The organism is Ferruginibacter paludis (assembly GCF_030409685.1).
GTDB classification, from domain to species: Bacteria; Bacteroidota; Bacteroidia; order Chitinophagales; family Chitinophagaceae; genus Ferruginibacter; species Ferruginibacter paludis.
Window position 1 is genome coordinate 199981 of sequence record NZ_JAUFQJ010000001.1, and the last position, 17827, is coordinate 217807.

The 17827-nt window shown below is 40.4% G+C and carries 15 protein-coding genes and 1 tRNA gene; 8 read left to right on the forward strand and 8 right to left on the reverse strand.

The annotated features are described in order from the left end of the window. Positions 1 to 19: 19 nt before the first annotated feature. From QWZ08_RS00875 to QWZ08_RS00905, 7 genes are all read right to left on the reverse strand, one after another. On the reverse strand, positions 20 to 910 hold the full coding sequence (locus QWZ08_RS00875) for a GNAT family N-acetyltransferase (protein ID WP_290335266.1): 891 nt from the start codon (positions 908 to 910) through the stop codon (positions 20 to 22). 2 nt (positions 911 to 912) lie between these two features. Beyond that, a complete protein-coding gene (locus tag QWZ08_RS00880; RefSeq protein ID WP_290335267.1) occupies positions 913 to 3762 on the reverse strand; it encodes a M1 family metallopeptidase in 2850 nt (949 codons plus the stop codon). A 140-nt stretch (positions 3763 to 3902) separates the two neighbouring features. Continuing rightward, positions 3903 to 5300 carry a sugar transferase gene (locus tag QWZ08_RS00885; RefSeq protein ID WP_290335268.1) on the reverse strand — a complete coding sequence of 466 codons (1398 nt, stop codon included), beginning with the start codon at positions 5298 to 5300 and terminating at the stop codon, positions 3903 to 3905. Positions 5301 to 5337: 37 nt separating this feature from the next. Continuing rightward, entirely contained in the window at positions 5338 to 6300 is a 963-nt protein-coding gene (locus QWZ08_RS00890) for a Gfo/Idh/MocA family protein (RefSeq protein ID WP_290335269.1), read from the reverse strand. Between the two features lie 161 nt (positions 6301 to 6461). Continuing rightward, positions 6462 to 8192 carry a GMC oxidoreductase gene (locus QWZ08_RS00895; RefSeq protein ID WP_290335270.1) on the reverse strand — a complete coding sequence of 577 codons (1731 nt, stop codon included), beginning with the start codon at positions 8190 to 8192 and terminating at the stop codon, positions 6462 to 6464. A gap of 169 nt (positions 8193 to 8361) precedes the next feature. After that, positions 8362 to 10095: a GMC oxidoreductase gene (locus tag QWZ08_RS00900; protein ID WP_290335271.1), complete on the reverse strand. Its 1734-nt coding sequence runs from the start codon at positions 10093 to 10095 to the stop codon at positions 8362 to 8364. A 149-nt stretch (positions 10096 to 10244) separates the two neighbouring features. Further along, a complete protein-coding gene (locus QWZ08_RS00905; RefSeq protein WP_290335272.1) occupies positions 10245 to 11237 on the reverse strand; it encodes an acetyl-CoA carboxylase carboxyltransferase subunit alpha in 993 nt (330 codons plus the stop codon). A 178-nt stretch (positions 11238 to 11415) separates the two neighbouring features. On the opposite strand from QWZ08_RS00905, the gene QWZ08_RS00910 reads away from it, so the two are divergent. Continuing rightward, positions 11416 to 11489 (forward strand) — tRNA-Asp (locus QWZ08_RS00910). Positions 11490 to 11721: 232 nt separating this feature from the next. On the opposite strand, the gene QWZ08_RS00915 is transcribed toward QWZ08_RS00910, so the two are convergent. Further along, positions 11722 to 11991 (reverse strand): helix-turn-helix domain-containing protein, encoded by a 270-nt coding sequence (locus QWZ08_RS00915; protein ID WP_290335273.1) that lies wholly within the window; start codon positions 11989 to 11991, stop codon positions 11722 to 11724. A gap of 537 nt (positions 11992 to 12528) precedes the next feature. Here QWZ08_RS00915 and QWZ08_RS00920 point away from each other — a divergent pair. From QWZ08_RS00920 to QWZ08_RS00950, 7 genes are all read left to right on the forward strand, one after another. Continuing rightward, positions 12529 to 13059, forward strand: a complete 531-nt coding sequence (locus QWZ08_RS00920) for a TlpA family protein disulfide reductase (RefSeq protein WP_290335275.1) — start codon at positions 12529 to 12531, stop codon at positions 13057 to 13059. A 118-nt stretch (positions 13060 to 13177) separates the two neighbouring features. Further along, on the forward strand, positions 13178 to 13558 hold the full coding sequence (locus tag QWZ08_RS00925) for a YidH family protein (RefSeq protein ID WP_290335276.1): 381 nt from the start codon (positions 13178 to 13180) through the stop codon (positions 13556 to 13558). Between the two features lie 169 nt (positions 13559 to 13727). After that, complete coding sequence (locus QWZ08_RS00930; RefSeq protein ID WP_290335278.1) at positions 13728 to 14591, forward strand: helix-turn-helix domain-containing protein; 864 nt, start codon at positions 13728 to 13730, stop codon at positions 14589 to 14591. Between the two features lie 85 nt (positions 14592 to 14676). Continuing rightward, positions 14677 to 15273 carry a short chain dehydrogenase gene (locus tag QWZ08_RS00935; protein ID WP_290335279.1) on the forward strand — a complete coding sequence of 199 codons (597 nt, stop codon included), beginning with the start codon at positions 14677 to 14679 and terminating at the stop codon, positions 15271 to 15273. 497 nt (positions 15274 to 15770) lie between these two features. Then, positions 15771 to 16001 (forward strand): putative antibiotic biosynthesis monooxygenase, encoded by a 231-nt coding sequence (locus QWZ08_RS00940; RefSeq protein WP_290335280.1) that lies wholly within the window; start codon positions 15771 to 15773, stop codon positions 15999 to 16001. Positions 16002 to 16015: 14 nt separating this feature from the next. Then, on the forward strand, positions 16016 to 17023 hold the full coding sequence (locus QWZ08_RS00945) for an NAD(P)/FAD-dependent oxidoreductase (RefSeq protein WP_353960469.1): 1008 nt from the start codon (positions 16016 to 16018) through the stop codon (positions 17021 to 17023). Between the two features lie 11 nt (positions 17024 to 17034). Then, complete coding sequence (locus QWZ08_RS00950; protein ID WP_290335281.1) at positions 17035 to 17670, forward strand: class I SAM-dependent methyltransferase; 636 nt, start codon at positions 17035 to 17037, stop codon at positions 17668 to 17670. The last annotated feature ends 157 nt before the right edge of the window (positions 17671 to 17827 follow it).

The following is a 17827-nucleotide window of genomic DNA, read 5'->3' on the forward strand; positions in this document are numbered from 1 at the left end:
CTTTCCCGGCGGGTTGTTGCTATTTCAAATACTTCAGCGGCCAGGGCAAATGATTGTATCGCAGAAAGAAATAAGGTTCATTAACAGCTCCGAATTTTTGGTAAAAGCCGGCTATGCCGGGGATGGAAGAACCTTCAAAATCCAGCACAAAATCCTGCCCGCTGAATTCCTTTATCAATTGATCAAATAAAAAATGATTGGCTTCGCATTGCCTGCCCTCTTTTGTAACAGTTGACATGAGGTTGTACAAACGTTGCTTGTCCTTCAACAGCAGTACAACAGCGATCGTAGCGCCATCGTCATTTATAACCTTTCGTATCAATAACAACCCTCTTTGTTTTGCAGACTGGCAAAGCACCGAAAAACGTGCATAATCATGCTGATGCACATGCGGCATTCTTTGTGCGTAGTGAAGTTGGTAAAGCTGTATAGCCTCTTGTATATCGTGTGACGAAACATAGCTGAGATGAAATTTTGCTGCGTGCTTTAAATTTTTGAGTAAATCATTTTTGTACTGCTGCCGTGTTATTTCGTATGGCTGCTGAAGTGGTAAAACAAAATTTACCTGGGCATTGCCAGCTGGGAAGTTGACAAAAAATTCAGCAAACCTGAACCGTTGTTTAGCTCCGGCGATAAATAATTGCTGCAGTGTGTCATCACTTTTTGTTGTGCTGAAAATGCCGAGTTGTTGTGTAAACGGCGGCTGGTACAAATAAGCGATGCCATATTTTTTATTCCAGGTCAATGGCATTACAGCTTCATAATCATTTAGTACAAGCGCATCCCAGTGTTTGGCCATGGCGTCCAGGTAAAATGAACGGGCATACACGAGGCCATTGTGGGCGGATTCAATACAGGCATCCCATTTTATTTGATCAATTTGCTGATATGGAATATAGTGAACAGGCACAGTTAAAATGCAATTTGAGGAACAACTTTCTTAAGGCTGAAGTTTTGTATGTCGATGCTGAAAGAAATATTTTTTAAGAATCGCTTTTCAGGTATCGTTGATTTAAAATAATCCCTGTATACCTTACTGTACAGCAGTGGAACATACACCTGCACTACATCTTTAAAGAAAGATAGTTGCAGGCCGGCATCATAAATAAAACGGCCTGTTGCAGCATTTTTTTGCCATGATTCTGCGTAAGTGCCCACATCGACAAAGGCTTTTAACGGAATTTTTACCGGCAACAACTGTAAAATATTGATCGCTTTAGGTATGTCGGTTGTAAAGTTGGCTGCCATCAGCCAGTTATCTGTTTTACCAACTTTGCTACTCAGAAAATCGGTCCTTACTTTAAAAAAGCCATCGCGGTTCATTATTTGTTGTGATGCCCATCCGTTGAATTCGTTTCGACCCGCAAAGTAATTGCTGTATGTATAGTCTTCATACCCTTTTGGTCCGCTCATGTTCAAATGGTAGGCATCTGTTTCAAATTGTTTTAAATAAGTCTTATCACCCAGGTAAATAAACTTGCCTGCAAATAAGCGCAGGTTTAAGCCGCCTTCCTTTGCATAGTTAAAATAATAGTTTCCTGTAAATGCCAGCCTTAAAAAACCTTCGCCCTGTTCCGTAAGTAATTCGGTGTTATATGGATATAGCACCCTGCTGTTTGCCAGCACAAAACGAAGTTGGTTGAGGTAACGACTGGCAGTTGGATAGGTGATTATGTTTTGTTGCTGAACAGTATCTTTTGTAAAAAGAAGGCCCTGTTCTTCAATAAGAAATGTTTTCCATTGAATAAATTTGGTGGTTGTACTCAAGGCATTTTTTCTGCGGAAAGTATATTTTACAGAAGGCACCAGTTTGCTGAAGCGAAATGTTTTTTTGTTGCCGGCAGAGTCTGTGAAGGAATCGTTGCTAAATGTCTCGCCGGAGAAGGATATTGCTGTATTGGCACCATTACTGCCATTGTACCAATGATAACTGATTCGCCCAAGCCCATTCAATTGACGGCTTCCGGTGGCGTACATGGGAGCTAAGAAAAATTGAAATTTTTCGGCAGGCAAAGTATAATTATGGATTAAAACACCCATCATCAGCTTGTCATAAATATTGGTACCAATAGCCGGTGCAACAAAAACGTAGTGATGCTTATCCGTATTGTTGAAACTAAATAGGGATGCAAATTTGATATCTTTTTTTACTGCTTTTTGCGGAAGCTGCCCTTTTTTATTGAGCAGGGTAAAGTCGGCCCCCAAATCCTTGCCACTCACTTCTTCAAATACTTTTTGCAAGTCTTCGGGATAAGGATGTTTAAATTGCCAGCGCTGGTAATAGGTATGCATACAACTGTCAAATATTGCCCTGCCTAAATGCTCTTCCAGCATCTCCATCCACTTGCCTGTTTTATAGTAAGCGATGGTATTATAATTGGTTTCATTAAAATTCTGTGATTCAGTTTCAATGGGCTGGTCTTTTTTTGAATCATATAAATTTGCTGCTATAAACTGGTCATGGTCTGCCGGCATCCTGCTTTCCAAATATCTCCTGTTTCTTGCATCTTCATTTTGGGGAACAATGTTTTTACCAGCGCTGTAATAGCGGTTGTCGTAATAGGTATTGATACCTTCATCCATCCATGGATGCATTCTTTCGTTCGTCGCCAGGATGCCATAATTCCAGTTGTGGCCCACTTCGTGTTCCAGTACGCTTTCCAGTGCTGCGCTGCTTTTGACGGGCGAAATGGAAGTAATCGTTGGATATTCCATACCGCCGTCAAAACCCATTTCCACTTCAACCGCTGTAACTGTGCTGTAAGGGTATTCACCCAAAAAACTACTTCGTGTAATAACTGCTTGTTTGATATACTGCAAACTATTTTTCCAAATGTCTGCTTGCCCGGGCTGGTAATATGTTGCCACCTGGATGGCTCTTCCCGACGGCAACTGCAAACTGTCTTTTTTTACAATAAAAGATTTGTCAGCAAACCAGGCAAAGTCATGCACATTGGCTTGTTTGTAAACAAGGGTTTTGGTATTGGTTGCAGATAGAATGGAATTGTCTGGAGCCTTCTTTTTTTTAAGAAATGGAGGATGCTTTGGAGTGATAATTACCTGTTGTACAAATTTAGTTTTTAAACCAACGGGTGATGTGGTCTCACTGACTAGTTCGCCAGTAGCGGCTACTACATAATTGGCAGGTAAAGTTATTTGTACTTCATAATTTCCAAACTCGCTGTAAAATTCACCCTGATCAAGGTACGGCATCGCATGCCAACCCTTACGGTCATACACCGCCGGTTTGGGATACCATTGGGTTATTTGATAAGCCTGCCCAACATGACCTCCGCGTGAAAAATTGTAAGGCAGCTTGAGATGAAAAGGCGTTTCAATTTTCGCGGTGCTATGTGGTGTAAGTGGTTGCGGCAACAGTAGTTTAAAAATATCCTGGTGCTCCGGATGATCCTGTAACGGTGCCAGCTGTCCGTTCACCTTAAAATCAAGCCGGTTAATGTAGCCGCGTTTATCTTCATTGCTAAAATAAAAATCGGTTCGTCCATTCTGCAGCAACTGATCGCTAAAGGCCGTTCGATCGTTTTTATATGCATTGGGCCAGGCGTGTATCCAGATGAAAAAAAGTGTATCAGGCGAGTTGTTATAATAATCCATTTTTACATACCCATCCAGTGTATGGGCAGTGTCATTTAAAGTAACATCGATTGTGTAATTTACCTGCTGCTGCCAATACTTAGTTTGACAAAATATTGCTGAAAAACAAAAACTAAAAAGAACCGTTAACAGGATTGTTTTTTTCAAGACAGTTGGGGTTTATCCAAAAATAATAAAAATGTTTCGCACTGATGGGTTTCACACCAAGTGAACAACGGATACAACGGGCGCCAAGGACTTTTGTTGTACTTTGATTACGGATGTTTTCAGGACAAAGCCTCATGCAGTTATTTTCCTTTTCCGGATAAAATAATGCGAATGCTGTGCAGCATAATTTTCAAATCTAAGATGATGGATACGTTCTCTATATACATAATGTCATAGGGCATGCGTTCAATCATTTCGTCAACGGTTGAAGCATAGCCAAACTTTACCATACCCCAACTTGTTAAGCCGGGTTTTACTTTCAGCAGGTATTTATATTCAGGATGTTTAGCCACAATCTGGTCAATATAAAATTTTCTTTCGGGGCGGGGCCCCACCAGGCTCATTTCTCCCTTTATAATATTGATTAGTTGAGGTAGTTCATCCAAGCGCCATTTGCGCATTATTTTCCCCCACCTTGTAATACGCTGATCATTGGCACTGCTTAACATCGGTCCATCTTCTTCCGCATTTTTGTTCATGCTCCTGAACTTGTAAATAGTGAAAGGTTTTCCCTTATAACCCATTCTTTGCTGAAAAAAAATGACCGATCCTGCAGATGAAAAGAGTGTTCTGATGGCGGCGTATAATAATAATGGAAAGAGTATTACCAGTCCCGTAAGTGCGATCGAAATATCCATCAGGCGTTTGATATTTTTTTGCCAGGATGGCAATATGCCACTATGTACATCAATTAATGGTATCCCCATTACGTTGGTTGCCTGCACAGCACCACTTATGATATCAACAGCATCAGGTGTGATTTTAATATTGACATCTTTATCACTCAGCAGTCTTAAAATGTCAGCGAGCAGATCCCGCTCGTTTTTTTCAACAGTAATAATAACTTCTTCAATGGCATCGCCGGCAATAATATCATCAATGGCAGACAGCTGATTGTATTTATAGACTGAGGCAGGTAAGTCAATACCTGCATTACCATTAATATTTAAAAAGCTTGTTATTAAATACCCTGAGTGAGAATTGGTAGTAGTAAACGTATTAAAAAAACGAACAGCATTTTTACTGGTTCCAATAAGCAGCACATTAAAAAATACTTTATTCTTTTTTAGCTGCAAATTAACGGCTCTTAAAAATAAGAGTCTTGAAACAATGGTAAAGAAAAGCATTGGAATCAACAGGCTGTAAAATTCAGCGTAATAATTAAAATTATTTTGCTGGGGATTTTTTAAGATAAAGATAAAAAGCAGCACAAGAGTCCCAATCAGGCTTACAACAATTGTTCTTAAAACCTCAGACAATTTTGATTTGTGATAGATATCTTCATATGCACCGCTTAAAAAATGCAAACTTAACCAACCCGTGGTGTATAAAAGCAGTCCGAGATAAAACCCGGCAGGTAGTGTAAAAGGATAGTGGTAAATAACGGTTCTAAGAAAATAAAAGCAAAGCCATGTAAGTATGGCGATACCTGCATCGCTGAGTATATATAAGGTACTATTTATCCTGGGTTGCTTCAAAATGCAGCGTGAATTATCTTATGGAAAAAATGAAAGTCTATACGCCGCCAATTTTATCCAGTATCTGGTGGGCCACATCCATTGCTCTGAAACCATCTACTACATTTACCGGTGTATCTGTATTTTGTACAATGGCCTGGTAAAATGCCTGCAGTTCCATCTTTATGGCATTTCCCTCTTCAATAACCGGGTTGGCAATGGCAATAGTTTTTTTACCATTGTTGGTTTCAATATCAAACGTAAATACATTGGTGTCATCCGGCGCACTCAGTTTTATAATTTCTGTTTTCTTCTCAAGGAAATCAATGCCAATATAGGCATCTTTTTGAAAGAGGCGCATCTTCCTCATTTTTTTCATGGAGATACGGCTGCTTGTAAGGTTGGCTACGCAGCCATTATCGAACTCTATGCGTACGTTGGCAATATCCGGCGTGTCACTCATTACAGCAACACCATTGGCGTTGATCGATTTTACATTGCTTTTTACAAGACTTAAAATAATGTCAATGTCGTGTATCATCAAATCCAGTATCACACTAACATCTGTACCCCGGGGATTAAATTGTGCCAGGCGATGCACTTCAATAAACATGGGTTCCAGCCTGCGATTTTTCAAAGCTAAAAAAGCAGGGTTAAATCGTTCCACATGCCCCACCTGGAATTTTATATTGGCTTCTTTGGTAAGTTTTACGAGTTGCCTTGCCTCATCCATTGTGTTGGCCAAAGGTTTTTCAACAAACACATGCTTGCCTTTGGTAATAGCTGCTTTGCACAAATTAAAATGGGTGATAGTAGGTGCTACAATGTCAACGGCATCACAGGCGTCCATCAATTCTTCCGCATTATCAAATCTTACTAACTTGTATTTTTCAATAACCGCGTTGGCTATTTCATCATTGGGGTCAAAAAAACCAACAAGTGTTGCGCCTTCTATTTCCAGCCAGTTATTTAAATGAAATTTTCCGAGATGGCCAACTCCTAAAACACCCACTTTAAGCATATCAATATTCTTTGTTCAAAGATACCATTGTATCGTTTAATGTGCAGTTATTAAGTTTGTTACGCTGTTCACATCACATGCCCACATTAACAAAGCTGTCGTACACATACTCCACCTCGCTAAAATCAACTTATCACTTACCACCTATAACTTATAACTATCTAAAGGTTTCCTTTCTTTAACTCGTCCACCGCATAATTGGCCGCTCTTGCTGTTAAAGCCATAAAAGTCAATGATGGGTTTTGTGTACTGGTTGAAACCATGCTGGCGCCGTCGGTAACAAAAACGTTTTTACAATGGTGCATGGCGTTGTTTTTATCTAACAAGGAAGTGGCCGGATCTTTACCCATTCTTACACCACCCATTTCATGTATATCCAATCCCGGCGCCTGTTTGCTGTCGTTGGTGCGGATATTTTTACAACCTGCTTTGGTAAGCATTTCCTGTCCCTGCTCTAAAAAATCTTTTAATAATTTTTCGTCATTATCATCATAAGCAACTGAGGTTACCAGCAACGGGATGCCCCATTCATCTTTTTCATCTTTGCTTAAGCGCAGATGATTGGATTCTTTCGGAATCGTTTCCCCCTGCATCATCATAAACACGCCCCAGCCGCCCGGTTCAGACATCGCATCTTTATAAGCGCCGCCAATATCTTCTTTGTTACTGCCATCACCGGTTCTTCTGCCCGCGCTGTAATGAACCATATAGCCACGCAAGAAATCCATTTCCTGTTTGTGTACATTTCTAAAATTCGGCATCATGGCACCTGTTGGCTTACGGCCATAATAATATTGATCCAGGTGTCCATCCACATCCGCTGTTAAAGTGCCACGGTAATTGTGAAAGGCAACATATTTTCCCAGCAGGCCATTGTCATTACCCAATCCATTCGGAAAACGGCCTGAAGTTGAATTCAATAATACCAGGTTAGAATTTAGACAGGCTGCATTTACAAATATCACTTTGGCAAAATATTCAGTAGCAACTTTGGTGTGTGCATCAATTACCCGTACACCCGTTGCCTTCTGTTTTTTTTCATCATAGATGATGGAGTGTACAACCGAATCAGGCCGCAAGGTAAGGTTGCCGGTCTTCTCAGCCCACGGCAAGGTAGAAGCGTTGGAACTAAAATAGCCGCCAAACGGACAACCCCGGTCACACATTGTTCGGCCCTGGCATTGTTGCCTGCCCTGGTCAAGATGAATTTGATTGGGTTTGGTTAAATGCGCACAACGGCCTATGATAACATTGCGGTCTTTATAATTGCTATTTATTTTTTGCTGTAATTCCTTCTCTACGGTGTTCAATTCCCACGGCGGTAAAAATTCGCCATCGGGCATTGTGTCCAGTCCATCCATATTGCCGCTGATGCCTGCAAACTTTTCTACATGACTGTACCAGGGCGCCAGTTCCTCATATGTAATCGGCCATTCAACTGCAAATCCATCTCTTCCCGGTCCTTCAAAATCGTATTTACTCCAGCGCTGCGTAGCCCTTGCCCACAACAAAGATTTACCGCCTACCTGGTAGCCACGAATCCAGTCGAACGGCTTTTCCTGTACGTAAGGATGTTGTTTATCTTTTACAAAAAAATGTTCAGTCGCTTCACTCAGTGCATAGCACCTGCTTACTATTGGGTTTTCTTTTTCCACTTTCAGCGGCATGTGTAAACGGTGTGTAAAATCCCATGGATCTTTGGTAGCGGTAGGGTAGTCTTTTAAATGCACTACATTCTTGCCTCTTTCCAGTACAAGCGTTTTTAATCCTTTTTCACATAGTTCTTTCGCAGCCCAGCCTCCACTGATTCCCGAACCAATTACGATGGCATCAAAAGTGTTTTTGGCAGCACCACCTGCATTGATGTTGACTTGTGTTGAATCGCCTGGCATATTTTTTAATTAAAAATTAATAATTAAGAATTAATAATTTGTTCGAATCAGTAATACAGAAGAAATAAGTAAAAATTCAAAAAGAGCCTGTCAATCTGACTCGTTATAACTGATCACTTTTAATCTATGATTTTGTAACTCATAACTTAACACTTATAACTCATAACTCTTAAAGGTTTCCTTTCTTCAATTCTTCCACCGCATGGTTGGCAGCCCTTGCTGTTAATGTCATGTACAATATCGATGGGCTTTGATTGCCTGTACTTGTCATGCAGGCGCCATCTGTTACAAAAACATTTTTACAATGGTGCAACGCATTCCATTTGTCCAGCATCGAATTGTTGGGATCGTTCCCCATCCTGCAACCGCCCATCTCGTGAATATCCAGTCCCGGCGCCTGTTTGCTGTCGCTGTGTGTAATATTTTTTACGCCGGCGCCGGTAAGCATTTCTTCTGTCTGCGTAAAAAAATCTTTCAATAATCTTTCATCATTGTCATCATATCCAACAGAGGTAACCAGCAACGGAATTCCCCACTGGTCTTTTTTATCAGTACTTAAGCGAACATGGTTGATTGCTTTCGGAACGGTTTCTCCCTGCACATAAGCATATACATGCCATGGACCGGCTTCCGTCATCGCCTCTTTGTAGACTGCTCCAATTTGCTCAGGGCAACGGTCACCATCGCCTCTTTCACGGTAAGCTCCGGCGAAAGTGGTAAAGCCACCCACGAAGTCGGTATCTATTTTATGTAAATTTCTGTAGTTCGCAATAATGGTATCTGTCGGGTTTCGGCCATACACATACTTGTCTTCAAAGCCATCGATGTGGCCACTCATCCAGCCACGGTAGTTATGAAAGCAAACATATTTTCCTAAAATGCCACTGTCATTTCCAAGTCCGTTAGGGAACCTTGCAGAGGTTGAATTCAGCAGAATTAAATTGCTGTTTAATGCAGAGCCGTTTACAAAAATTATTTTAGCAAAGTACTCTGTTGTTTCTTTTGTAACGGAGTCTATAACCCTTACGCCGCTTGCTTTTTGCAGCTTATCATCGTAGATAATAGAATGCACTACAGAGAAAGGTCTGATGGTAAGATTGCCTGTTTTGGCAGCCCACGGAAGGGTAGAAGAGTTGCTGCTAAAGTAGCCTCCAAACGGACACCCACGCATGCATAAATTTCTTGCCTGGCATTGCGCACGGCCCTGGTCTAAATGTATTGGATTGGGCTTTGTTAAATGCGCCCACCGGGCATGAACCAAATAGCGGTTACCGTAATTTTTCAAGAAACTATCTTTCAAATGCTGCTCTACAACATTTAAATCAAAGGGCGGTAAAAATTCACCATCGGGCATAGATTCAATGCCATCTTTATTACCACAAATACCAATAAATTTTTCAACATGGCTATACCATGGAGCCACATCGGCGTAGCGAATTGGCCAGTCCCAGCCATAACCAAACCGCTGCGGACCGGTAAATTCAAAATCGCTCCAGCGCTGCGTGGCCCTTCCCCATGTAAGCGATTTGCCACCTACCTGGTAACCCCGTATCCACTCAAAAGGTTTCTCCTGTACATAAGGATGGTCTTTATCATTAACAAAAAAATGCTGGTTGTCTTCGCCATAACCAGCCGCCTTTGTAATCAGCGGATTTTGCTCTAACGTTTCTTTTGTAATTCGGCCACGGTGTTTTAATTCCCATGGGTCTTTGGTAGCAGTGGGATAATCCTTGTTGTGTTCTACATTACGGCCTCTTTCCAGCACCAGTGTTTTCAATCCCTTCTCACACAATTCCTTCGCCGCCCAGCCGCCGCTGATACCGCTGCCGATCACAATGGCATCGTAGGTATGTTTTTCAGCACCGCCACTGTTAATATTCACTTTTGAAGAATCACCAGGCATCGTTAATATTTTTTATGTACCCAACTTATGTATTTCAATTAAGCTGCATTGGCGTCGCACTCTTGTACAAAAACAGCAAAGGGCAACTTTTATCAAAGCGTAGAGAGCGGTTTAATATATAGCCTAAAAAAATAAAAAAACTGGTATTATTAAACACCGGCAGCTTCAGCGGGCAACTCATTCCAGAAGCCCATTTTTCCAAATTTTACAATGCGGTCTGCGCAACGTTTTTCAGCAGGTATCTGTTTCAATTCTTTGATAATCGGTATCAAATGTTCTTTTAAAATCCGGCCAGCCTCATCATAATCCCAGTGACTGCCACCAGCGGGCTCTGGCACCACGCCATCCACCAGGCCAAACCGCATCATATCAGGACCGGTTAAACGCAGTTGTTCAGCCGCTGTTTCTTTCTTATCCCAGCTGCGCCATAAAATGGAACTGCAGTTTTCCGGCGATATTACTGTATACCAGCTGTTTTCCAGCATCAGCACTCTGTCGCCAACACCTATGCCGAGCGCACCACCACTGGCGCCTTCACCAATAATTACGCAAATCACAGGCACCTTCAACCGCATCATTTCGTAAATGTTGCGGGCAATGGCTTCGCCCTGGCCACGTTCTTCAGCTTCCATGCCGGGATAAGCGCCCGGTGTATCAATTAAGGTAACAATAGGTTTATTAAACTTCTCGGCCAGGCGCATTAATCGCAGTGCCTTTCTATAGCCTTCCGGGTTGGCCATACCAAAATTTCGCAGCTGGCGCATTTTGGTATTGATTCCTTTTTGCTGGCCTATAAACATAACCGTTTCTCCATCCAACTGGGCAAAACCGCCCACCATGGCTTTATCATCTTTCACATTTCTATCGCCATGCAGTTCAATAAAATTTTCGGTCATTTTATCAATATACTTTAACGTATAAGGTCTGTCGGGGTGCCTGCTGAGTTGAACTTTTTGCCATGGAGTAAGATTGGCTGTCAGATCGCGTTTAGTATCATTGATTTTTTGTTCCAGTGTTTGTACATATCCGCTTACATCAGTCTTATTTTTTTCAGCGGATACTTTTATCTGTTCTATCTGGTCGTATAAGTCCTTGATTGGCTTTTCAAAATCGAGGAATTGTCGTTTTTTAAATTCAGGCATAAGAGCAATTTACAGCTTTGTGTGTAAGCAGTGAAAAATAATAAATCAGTGTTGCAAAAATAAGTCTTCAAAATTTTTAATAAAAGTTTTGGCTCAGGAAATTGAAAAACATATCTTTGCAATCCCGAAAAACAAAGCAGGGTTTTTAAATAAATTTTGTTGCTGTAAAAAGGGAAACGGATTGGTAGTTCAGTTGGTTAGAATGCCGCCCTGTCACGGCGGAGGTCGCGGGTTCGAGTCCCGTCCAGTCCGCTCAAATTTTGTTAAAACCCGCTCTGGTAGCGGGTTTTGCTTTTTTTATTCTATTTTTTATTCTATAAAAAAGCGAATAGACCCAAAATTTGACCTTATTTTACTTGTCTTTATTCAACCTGACTCGTTGTCTGTTTAAAGGTACGATTTCCCAAATTTCAAAGAACTAAGAGACGGTACGAGGCAAGAATATAACAAAAAAGCAGTGCCTTTTACACTGCTTCGAAATTACTCATGCCTTCATCAACTCCCTGATATCCCTACCAAGGAAATATACCCTCGACCTTATCTTTACCTTCTTCAATTTTCCATGCTTTATCCAATCATAGATCGTAGGTTTTGTAACTTTAAAAAGGGAACAGATTTCCTGGATTTTAAACAATGGCTTTTCGGTAAACCCGGTAGTTTCCCTTATGGAAGTTTGGGTTGGCTGTTGTTTTTGCTCTTTTGCTACTTCTTCCCGGATCTTTATTGTTTGGCGGAACAGGGCAAATGAAGACACAAAAAGCCTTTAATCTTTGTGAGAGTTTTGCAAAGGGTGTGACGATGGAATTTTATAATTAAGATCAAGTAAGGGGCAAACGTTGCGTTTGCCCCTTACTTGATCAGATTGTTAAAGCCTGGAAACGCCCCACGCCCTCAAGCGTGGGGCGTTGGCTCAGTGCAATATTTCTTTAAACAAATTTCTTTGAGAATATGAACGATTGGAAGTCAGGAATCTATCAATTTTTAACTGTAAAATCAAGTTATATAAAAGTATATTTACCCATGGAAGGATGAGCCAGTCTTTAATGACACTTCTTGAGAAATGCACACATTCTTATTTTATATTGATGTGTTGTATTATTAAAAGTATATTTGAAAGGCTTTGATACAAGACAACACTAAGCAAATTCATTAAGTGAATGATATCTTTTAGAAAGAATTTTCATTGACTTAATTGAAACCCATTTAATAATTATCCAAACTGATTCAAAAGAGGGTGATAAAGTCCAACTACGTTATTACTAAGCTAAAAAAAAACGGAATAACAATCCTTATGATGGCCGTTTTGCTGCTCATAACAATCAGCCCGGATGCTAAGGCATGGTTGCTGCAGCAGCTGGTTGCAATTGGTTTATTTAAAGCTGACATAAAAAAAGATGGTATTGAAAATGAGCCGGCAGTTGCTCCTTTTAATTTTACAAATGCAGCGGGTGAAACGGCTTCTACAGCCAGTTTGAAAGGCAAGGTTGTATTCATTAATTTCTGGGCATCCTGGTGCCCGCCATGCAGAGCTGAAATGCCTTCGGTACTGGCATTGTATCAACAGCTGAAGCAGGATGACAGAATTGTTTTTTTATTCATTAACGAAGATGATGATTCCAGTAAAGCACTACAGTATCTCAAAAAAAACAATTACATCCTGCCTTTATATTACCGTTCCGGAACCGTTCCTGCTGAAATTTTCACTGGCAGTTTACCCACTACCCTTGTTATCAATAGAGAAGGTAAAATTGTGCTAAAGCATGAAGGCATGGCTGGCTACGACACTGAAAAATTCATCAACCAGTTAAAAGAATTGTTATAAACAGGCTCAATAATTGTTGAGCAATAGTTGTCACCACTCATCATGGAAAATTGATTAAGTCAAAACAACATACTTTAAAGTGACCTGCCAACGTAGCACCAATCAATACACCTAACAAATGGACGAAAACAAAATGCACGGTAATCCGAGCGATCATTTAGCAAATGAGCGCACCTTTCTTGCTTGGGTACGCACCAGCATCGGCATCATGGCGTTTGGCTTCGTGGTGGTAAAGTTTTCATTATTTGTAAAACAGATTTCATTAATCCTTGGCAAGGAAACCGTGATTCATCAAACTGGTTATTCTGGCATTTTAGGAATTGTTCTGGTGGCTGTAGGTACAGTAACTTCCGTACTATCTTACATTCGCTATAAGCAGTCAGAAAAGCAATTAAATGAAGGCAATTATAAACATTCTTCCTTACTGATAACTGTGCTGACAGCCTTCATTCTGTTGGTGAGTATATTTCTGATTGTTTACCTTCTAAAAAGCATATAACATTGTTTCATGCTGGTTATGAGTTGACCACCTGCCATTTAATTGCATTTTAAATTGTGAATAGCCGCTATATTCGATGGTGTCATCGCTGGCAACATCAAAAGTGATAGTTTAAAATGACATTGAACAAAACAGTTTTTGAAGCTGACCCAAAAAGGCAGATGCTAACATGAAAAAGATTCCCATAAGACAGCTTGGTTCTTCACAGCAGGAACTACACTTAGCCGAACGTTTTAAAATTCGCCGGGTGGAAGATATTTTGGGAGGTACTGATTTGGTTCACGACCTACATAGGCATGACTTCTTTTTTATCCTTGCATTAAAAATAGGGTCAGGTAAGCATGAGATAGATTTTACAGCCTACGATGTGATGGATAATTCAGTCTTTTTTATACGCCCCGGCCAGGTGCACCAGTTGGAATTGAAAGCATGTAGCACTGGATATTTAGTAGAGTTCAATGCTGAATTTTATCACCCTAAAGACAAGCTATCAATCCAGCGCTTAAGAAAAGCAAGCAATAAAAACTACTGCGAATTGGAAATAAGCAGGTTTAATAAATTGCAAAACATTCTGTCCTCTATGCTGGATGAATACACTTGCAAAGATGAAGGATACCAGGATGTGATAAAATCGAGCCTTGACATTTTCTTTATTGAATTTGGAAGACAAAGTTCCAATCCCAGGGGAATACAAACAGCTGCTAATTCCTATACACAGGAGCGCTTTGAAGAATACTTAGAGTTACTGGAAAACCATATTGCCACTCATAAGCAGGTTGCCCAATACACTGATTTGATGAACCTCTCTCCCTACCAGCTAAATGAAATCACAAAATCATCTATTGGTAAAACGGCTTCAGATATGATCAATGAACACATTATTCTGGAAGCTAAGAGATATTTATTAGCAACTGCAAACCAGGTAAAAGATATTGCTGACCAACTAGGGTTTGAAGACACCTCTTATTTTATCCGATTCTTTAAAAAGCATATAGGTCATTCGCCTGAAGTGTTTAGAAAAAGCTTTAAATAAGTCCTGCATAACTGCGGCATCGTCCTGTTATACTGCCTTGCGGTGAATTTACTTTTGCGTAAATAAACTTTTAAAATTTACAAAAATGAAAATTATCATCGTTGGTGCATCAGGTACTATGGGAAAGCATTTAACAACAGCCTTTGCAAAAGATCACGAAGTAATCACAGCAGCTTCCAAAGGATGTGATGTGCAGGTAGATATTACTTCAACAACATCCGTTGAAAATATGTACAGGCAAGTAGGCGCATTTGATGCATTGATTTCAACTGCAGGTCCAACCTTTGTAGGTCTCTGGAAAAAATTAACCGACAAGGAATTCCGGCAAGGCGTGGAAGGGAAAATGATGGGGCAGATAAACCTTGTATTAATAGGCCAGCATTATATTAATACAAAGGGATCATTTACATTGATAACGGGAGCTCTGTCACATGACCCGCAGAAGAATTTTGCCAATGCATCGGCGGCCAATGGAGCAGTAGAGGGATTTGTGAGAGGAGCGGCCATTGAGTTGGAAAATGGTATCCGTATTAATGCAGTGAGTCCAACTGTTATTGAAAATTCTCCTCAATATTTCCCTTATTTTCCAGGCGACATTCCCGTAACGATGCAGCAATTAGAATATGGGTTTCGCAAATCTATATTTGGCGCAAATACAGGCCAAATAATTAAACCTTATTAATTACAACATTCAATCAGCTTAAAAAAAGAGCCTGGATTTTTAAAAGCCAGGGCTCATTTTTTACATTTGTATTGAGTATTACAACGCTCAAAAAGGTATCGATTACCATGTTGAGTATGCTAAATGTTAAATTACTTTAGGTTTACCCTGCACAGTGTGCTGCCCGTTTCTCTCTTTAAAAACACTTTCTTTATTTACAAATGTTTTGATAGCAGAATAACGCCCTCTGCTATTTTTTATAATTCAATTTGGGCATCTTTATCAGGTACCTATTATTGGTAATAAGTTTTAAGGCTGGAAGCAGCACCGCCCATGTTATTGTTTCTGAAGTTTTGAAAAAAGCCGTGGATGAAGGTTATGTGCTGATGCCGCCGCGAAATCTGGTTACACTGGTTTTAAAAATGTGCTATACAACTGCCCGTTTGTCCTACTACGGAAGCCACTGCAAAAACTACTTTTGTGCCAACAAAGAAATCATTCACTTAAAAATATTTATCATGAAAACAAAAATGAAAGTGATCGCATCTTTAAAAATCTGGATTGCTATCTATCCTTCTATCACCTTGTTTCTTTACCTGTTTGGGGAAAAGCTGGCTGCATTACCATTGTACCTGCGAACATTTCTGTTAACCATTTCCCTGGTGCCCTGGATTGTATTTGCTGTAGTGCCATTTATAGACACAATACTTAAAAGAGTTTCATCTAAACAGTTAGAACCGAAAAAATAAAACGCGTCGCTACTATGATGCAAATATCAAGACGTGACTTTATAAAAATGGGTACGATTGCAATACAAACTATTGCTTTACCATTTTCTTCTTCAACAATTCTAAAATATAACATGGCACCCGAAAATAAATTTGATGTAATCATTATTGGAGGCAGTTACTCCGGCCTTGCTGCCGGTATGGCACTTGGCCGGGCCTTAAGAAAAGTATTAATAATCGACAATGGAAAACCTTGTAACAGGCAAACACCTCATTCGCACAATTTTCTTACAAACGACGGAAAAACACCCACTGAAATAGCCGCATTGGCCAACCGGCAGGTAAGCAGGTATGAAACTGTAGAGTTTTTCAATGGTCTGGCTGTGGCGGCAAAACAAATTGAAAAAGGCTTTCAAATACAGGTGGCTACCGGCGAAACCTTTATAGCAAAAAAACTAATTTTCGCAACAGGCATCCGCGACATCCTTCCTGCTATTGATGGGTTTGCAGCATGTTGGGGAATTTCTGTGCTCCATTGCCCATACTGCCACGGCTACGAAGTAAGAAATGAAAAGACTGGCATATTTTTGAATGGTGATGCCGCCTTTGATTTTGCCAGGCTTATAGCTAATTGGACAACGGACTTAACTTTGTTTACTAATGGACCTTCCTCCTTATCTGCCGAACAGTCTGCAAAACTTGAAAGTCACCACATCAAAATAATTGAAAAGCAAATTGAAAAATTAGCTCACGTTAAAGGGCATCTTGAAAGCATTGTTTTCAGCGATGGTACAACAACACCCTTAAACTTTCTATATGCACCCGCTCCATTTGAACAGCACGGCACAATACCACAATCATTGGGGTGTGAACTGAGTGAAGATGGATACATCAAAGTGGATCATTTGCAGGAAACTACCATAAAAGGTATTTATGCTGCCGGCGACAATGTAAGCCGGATGCGGACCGTAGCAAACGCAGTGTCGATGGGAACAACTGCCGGCATAGCCATAAGTAAGAAAATGATTTTAGAAGAATTTTAAAACAAATAATTATGAAAAAAAGCTGGGATGAAATGTATAAAAATATGTGGGATGAACGCTATAAAGAAACGACGTATGCTTACGGTAAAGGGCCTAATGTTTTTTTTAAAGAATGGCTTGAAAAATTTACACCCGGTACCATTTTAATGCCTGCGGATGGTGAAGGCCGCAATGGAGTTTTTGCAGCATGTTTGGGCTGGAAGGTAACCTCCTTTGATTTGAGTATTGAAGGAAAAGCAAAGGCCCTGGCACTGGCAAAAGAGTTCAGTGTTACGCTAGATTATATCGTTGCAGACCTGGAGCAACTCGACTTAAACAATGAGTCTTTTGATGCAATCGGGCTTATCTATGCCCATTTTGCAGCCGATAAAAAAGAAGTATATCATGCTAAGCTGAATAAATATTTAAAGCCGGGAGGGCTAATTATTCTGGAAGCTTTTAGTAAAAACCATATTGCCCTGAATGAGTGCAACCCCAGTGTTGGCGGCCCTAAGGATATTGACATGTTGTATTCTAAAGGGCAAATATTGGCAGATTTCGGTAGCTATGAACTGCTTATCCTGGAAGAAGAAGAAATTGAATTAAACGAAGGGAAATATCATATTGGCAAAGGATCGGTAATAAGGTTCGTTGGAAGAAAGATGTAATGGTAACAGTTACTTTGGCGTACATCAATTCATTTGCGAATGAGGGGCTTTTGTAGTTCCTTCCATCCTTAAGCTCGGTTTTGCATCAGCGGAGCTTTTTCACCTTCGCTATAAGCGCTTTCACCTAGTTATACTCCACTGGTCAACAGTTTTCTAA

Coding starts and splice junctions, on each gene's coding strand:
- QWZ08_RS00890 (WP_290335269.1), bottom strand. CDS start 6,300: ATGCTTAAAGTGGGTGTTTTAGGAGTTGGCCATCTCGGAAAATTTCAT.
- QWZ08_RS00895 (WP_290335270.1), bottom strand. CDS start 8,192: ATGCCAGGCGATTCAACACAAGTCAACATCAATGCAGGTGGTGCTGCC.
- QWZ08_RS00900 (WP_290335271.1), bottom strand. CDS start 10,095: ATGCCTGGTGATTCTTCAAAAGTGAATATTAACAGTGGCGGTGCTGAA.
- QWZ08_RS00905 (WP_290335272.1), bottom strand. CDS start 11,237: ATGCCTGAATTTAAAAAACGACAATTCCTCGATTTTGAAAAGCCAATC.
- QWZ08_RS00920 (WP_290335275.1), top strand. CDS start 12,529: ATGATGGCCGTTTTGCTGCTCATAACAATCAGCCCGGATGCTAAGGCA.
- QWZ08_RS00925 (WP_290335276.1), top strand. CDS start 13,178: ATGGACGAAAACAAAATGCACGGTAATCCGAGCGATCATTTAGCAAAT.
- QWZ08_RS00930 (WP_290335278.1), top strand. CDS start 13,728: ATGAAAAAGATTCCCATAAGACAGCTTGGTTCTTCACAGCAGGAACTA.
- QWZ08_RS00935 (WP_290335279.1), top strand. CDS start 14,677: ATGAAAATTATCATCGTTGGTGCATCAGGTACTATGGGAAAGCATTTA.
- QWZ08_RS00940 (WP_290335280.1), top strand. CDS start 15,771: ATGAAAACAAAAATGAAAGTGATCGCATCTTTAAAAATCTGGATTGCT.
- QWZ08_RS00945 (WP_353960469.1), top strand. CDS start 16,016: ATGATGCAAATATCAAGACGTGACTTTATAAAAATGGGTACGATTGCA.
- QWZ08_RS00950 (WP_290335281.1), top strand. CDS start 17,035: ATGAAAAAAAGCTGGGATGAAATGTATAAAAATATGTGGGATGAACGC.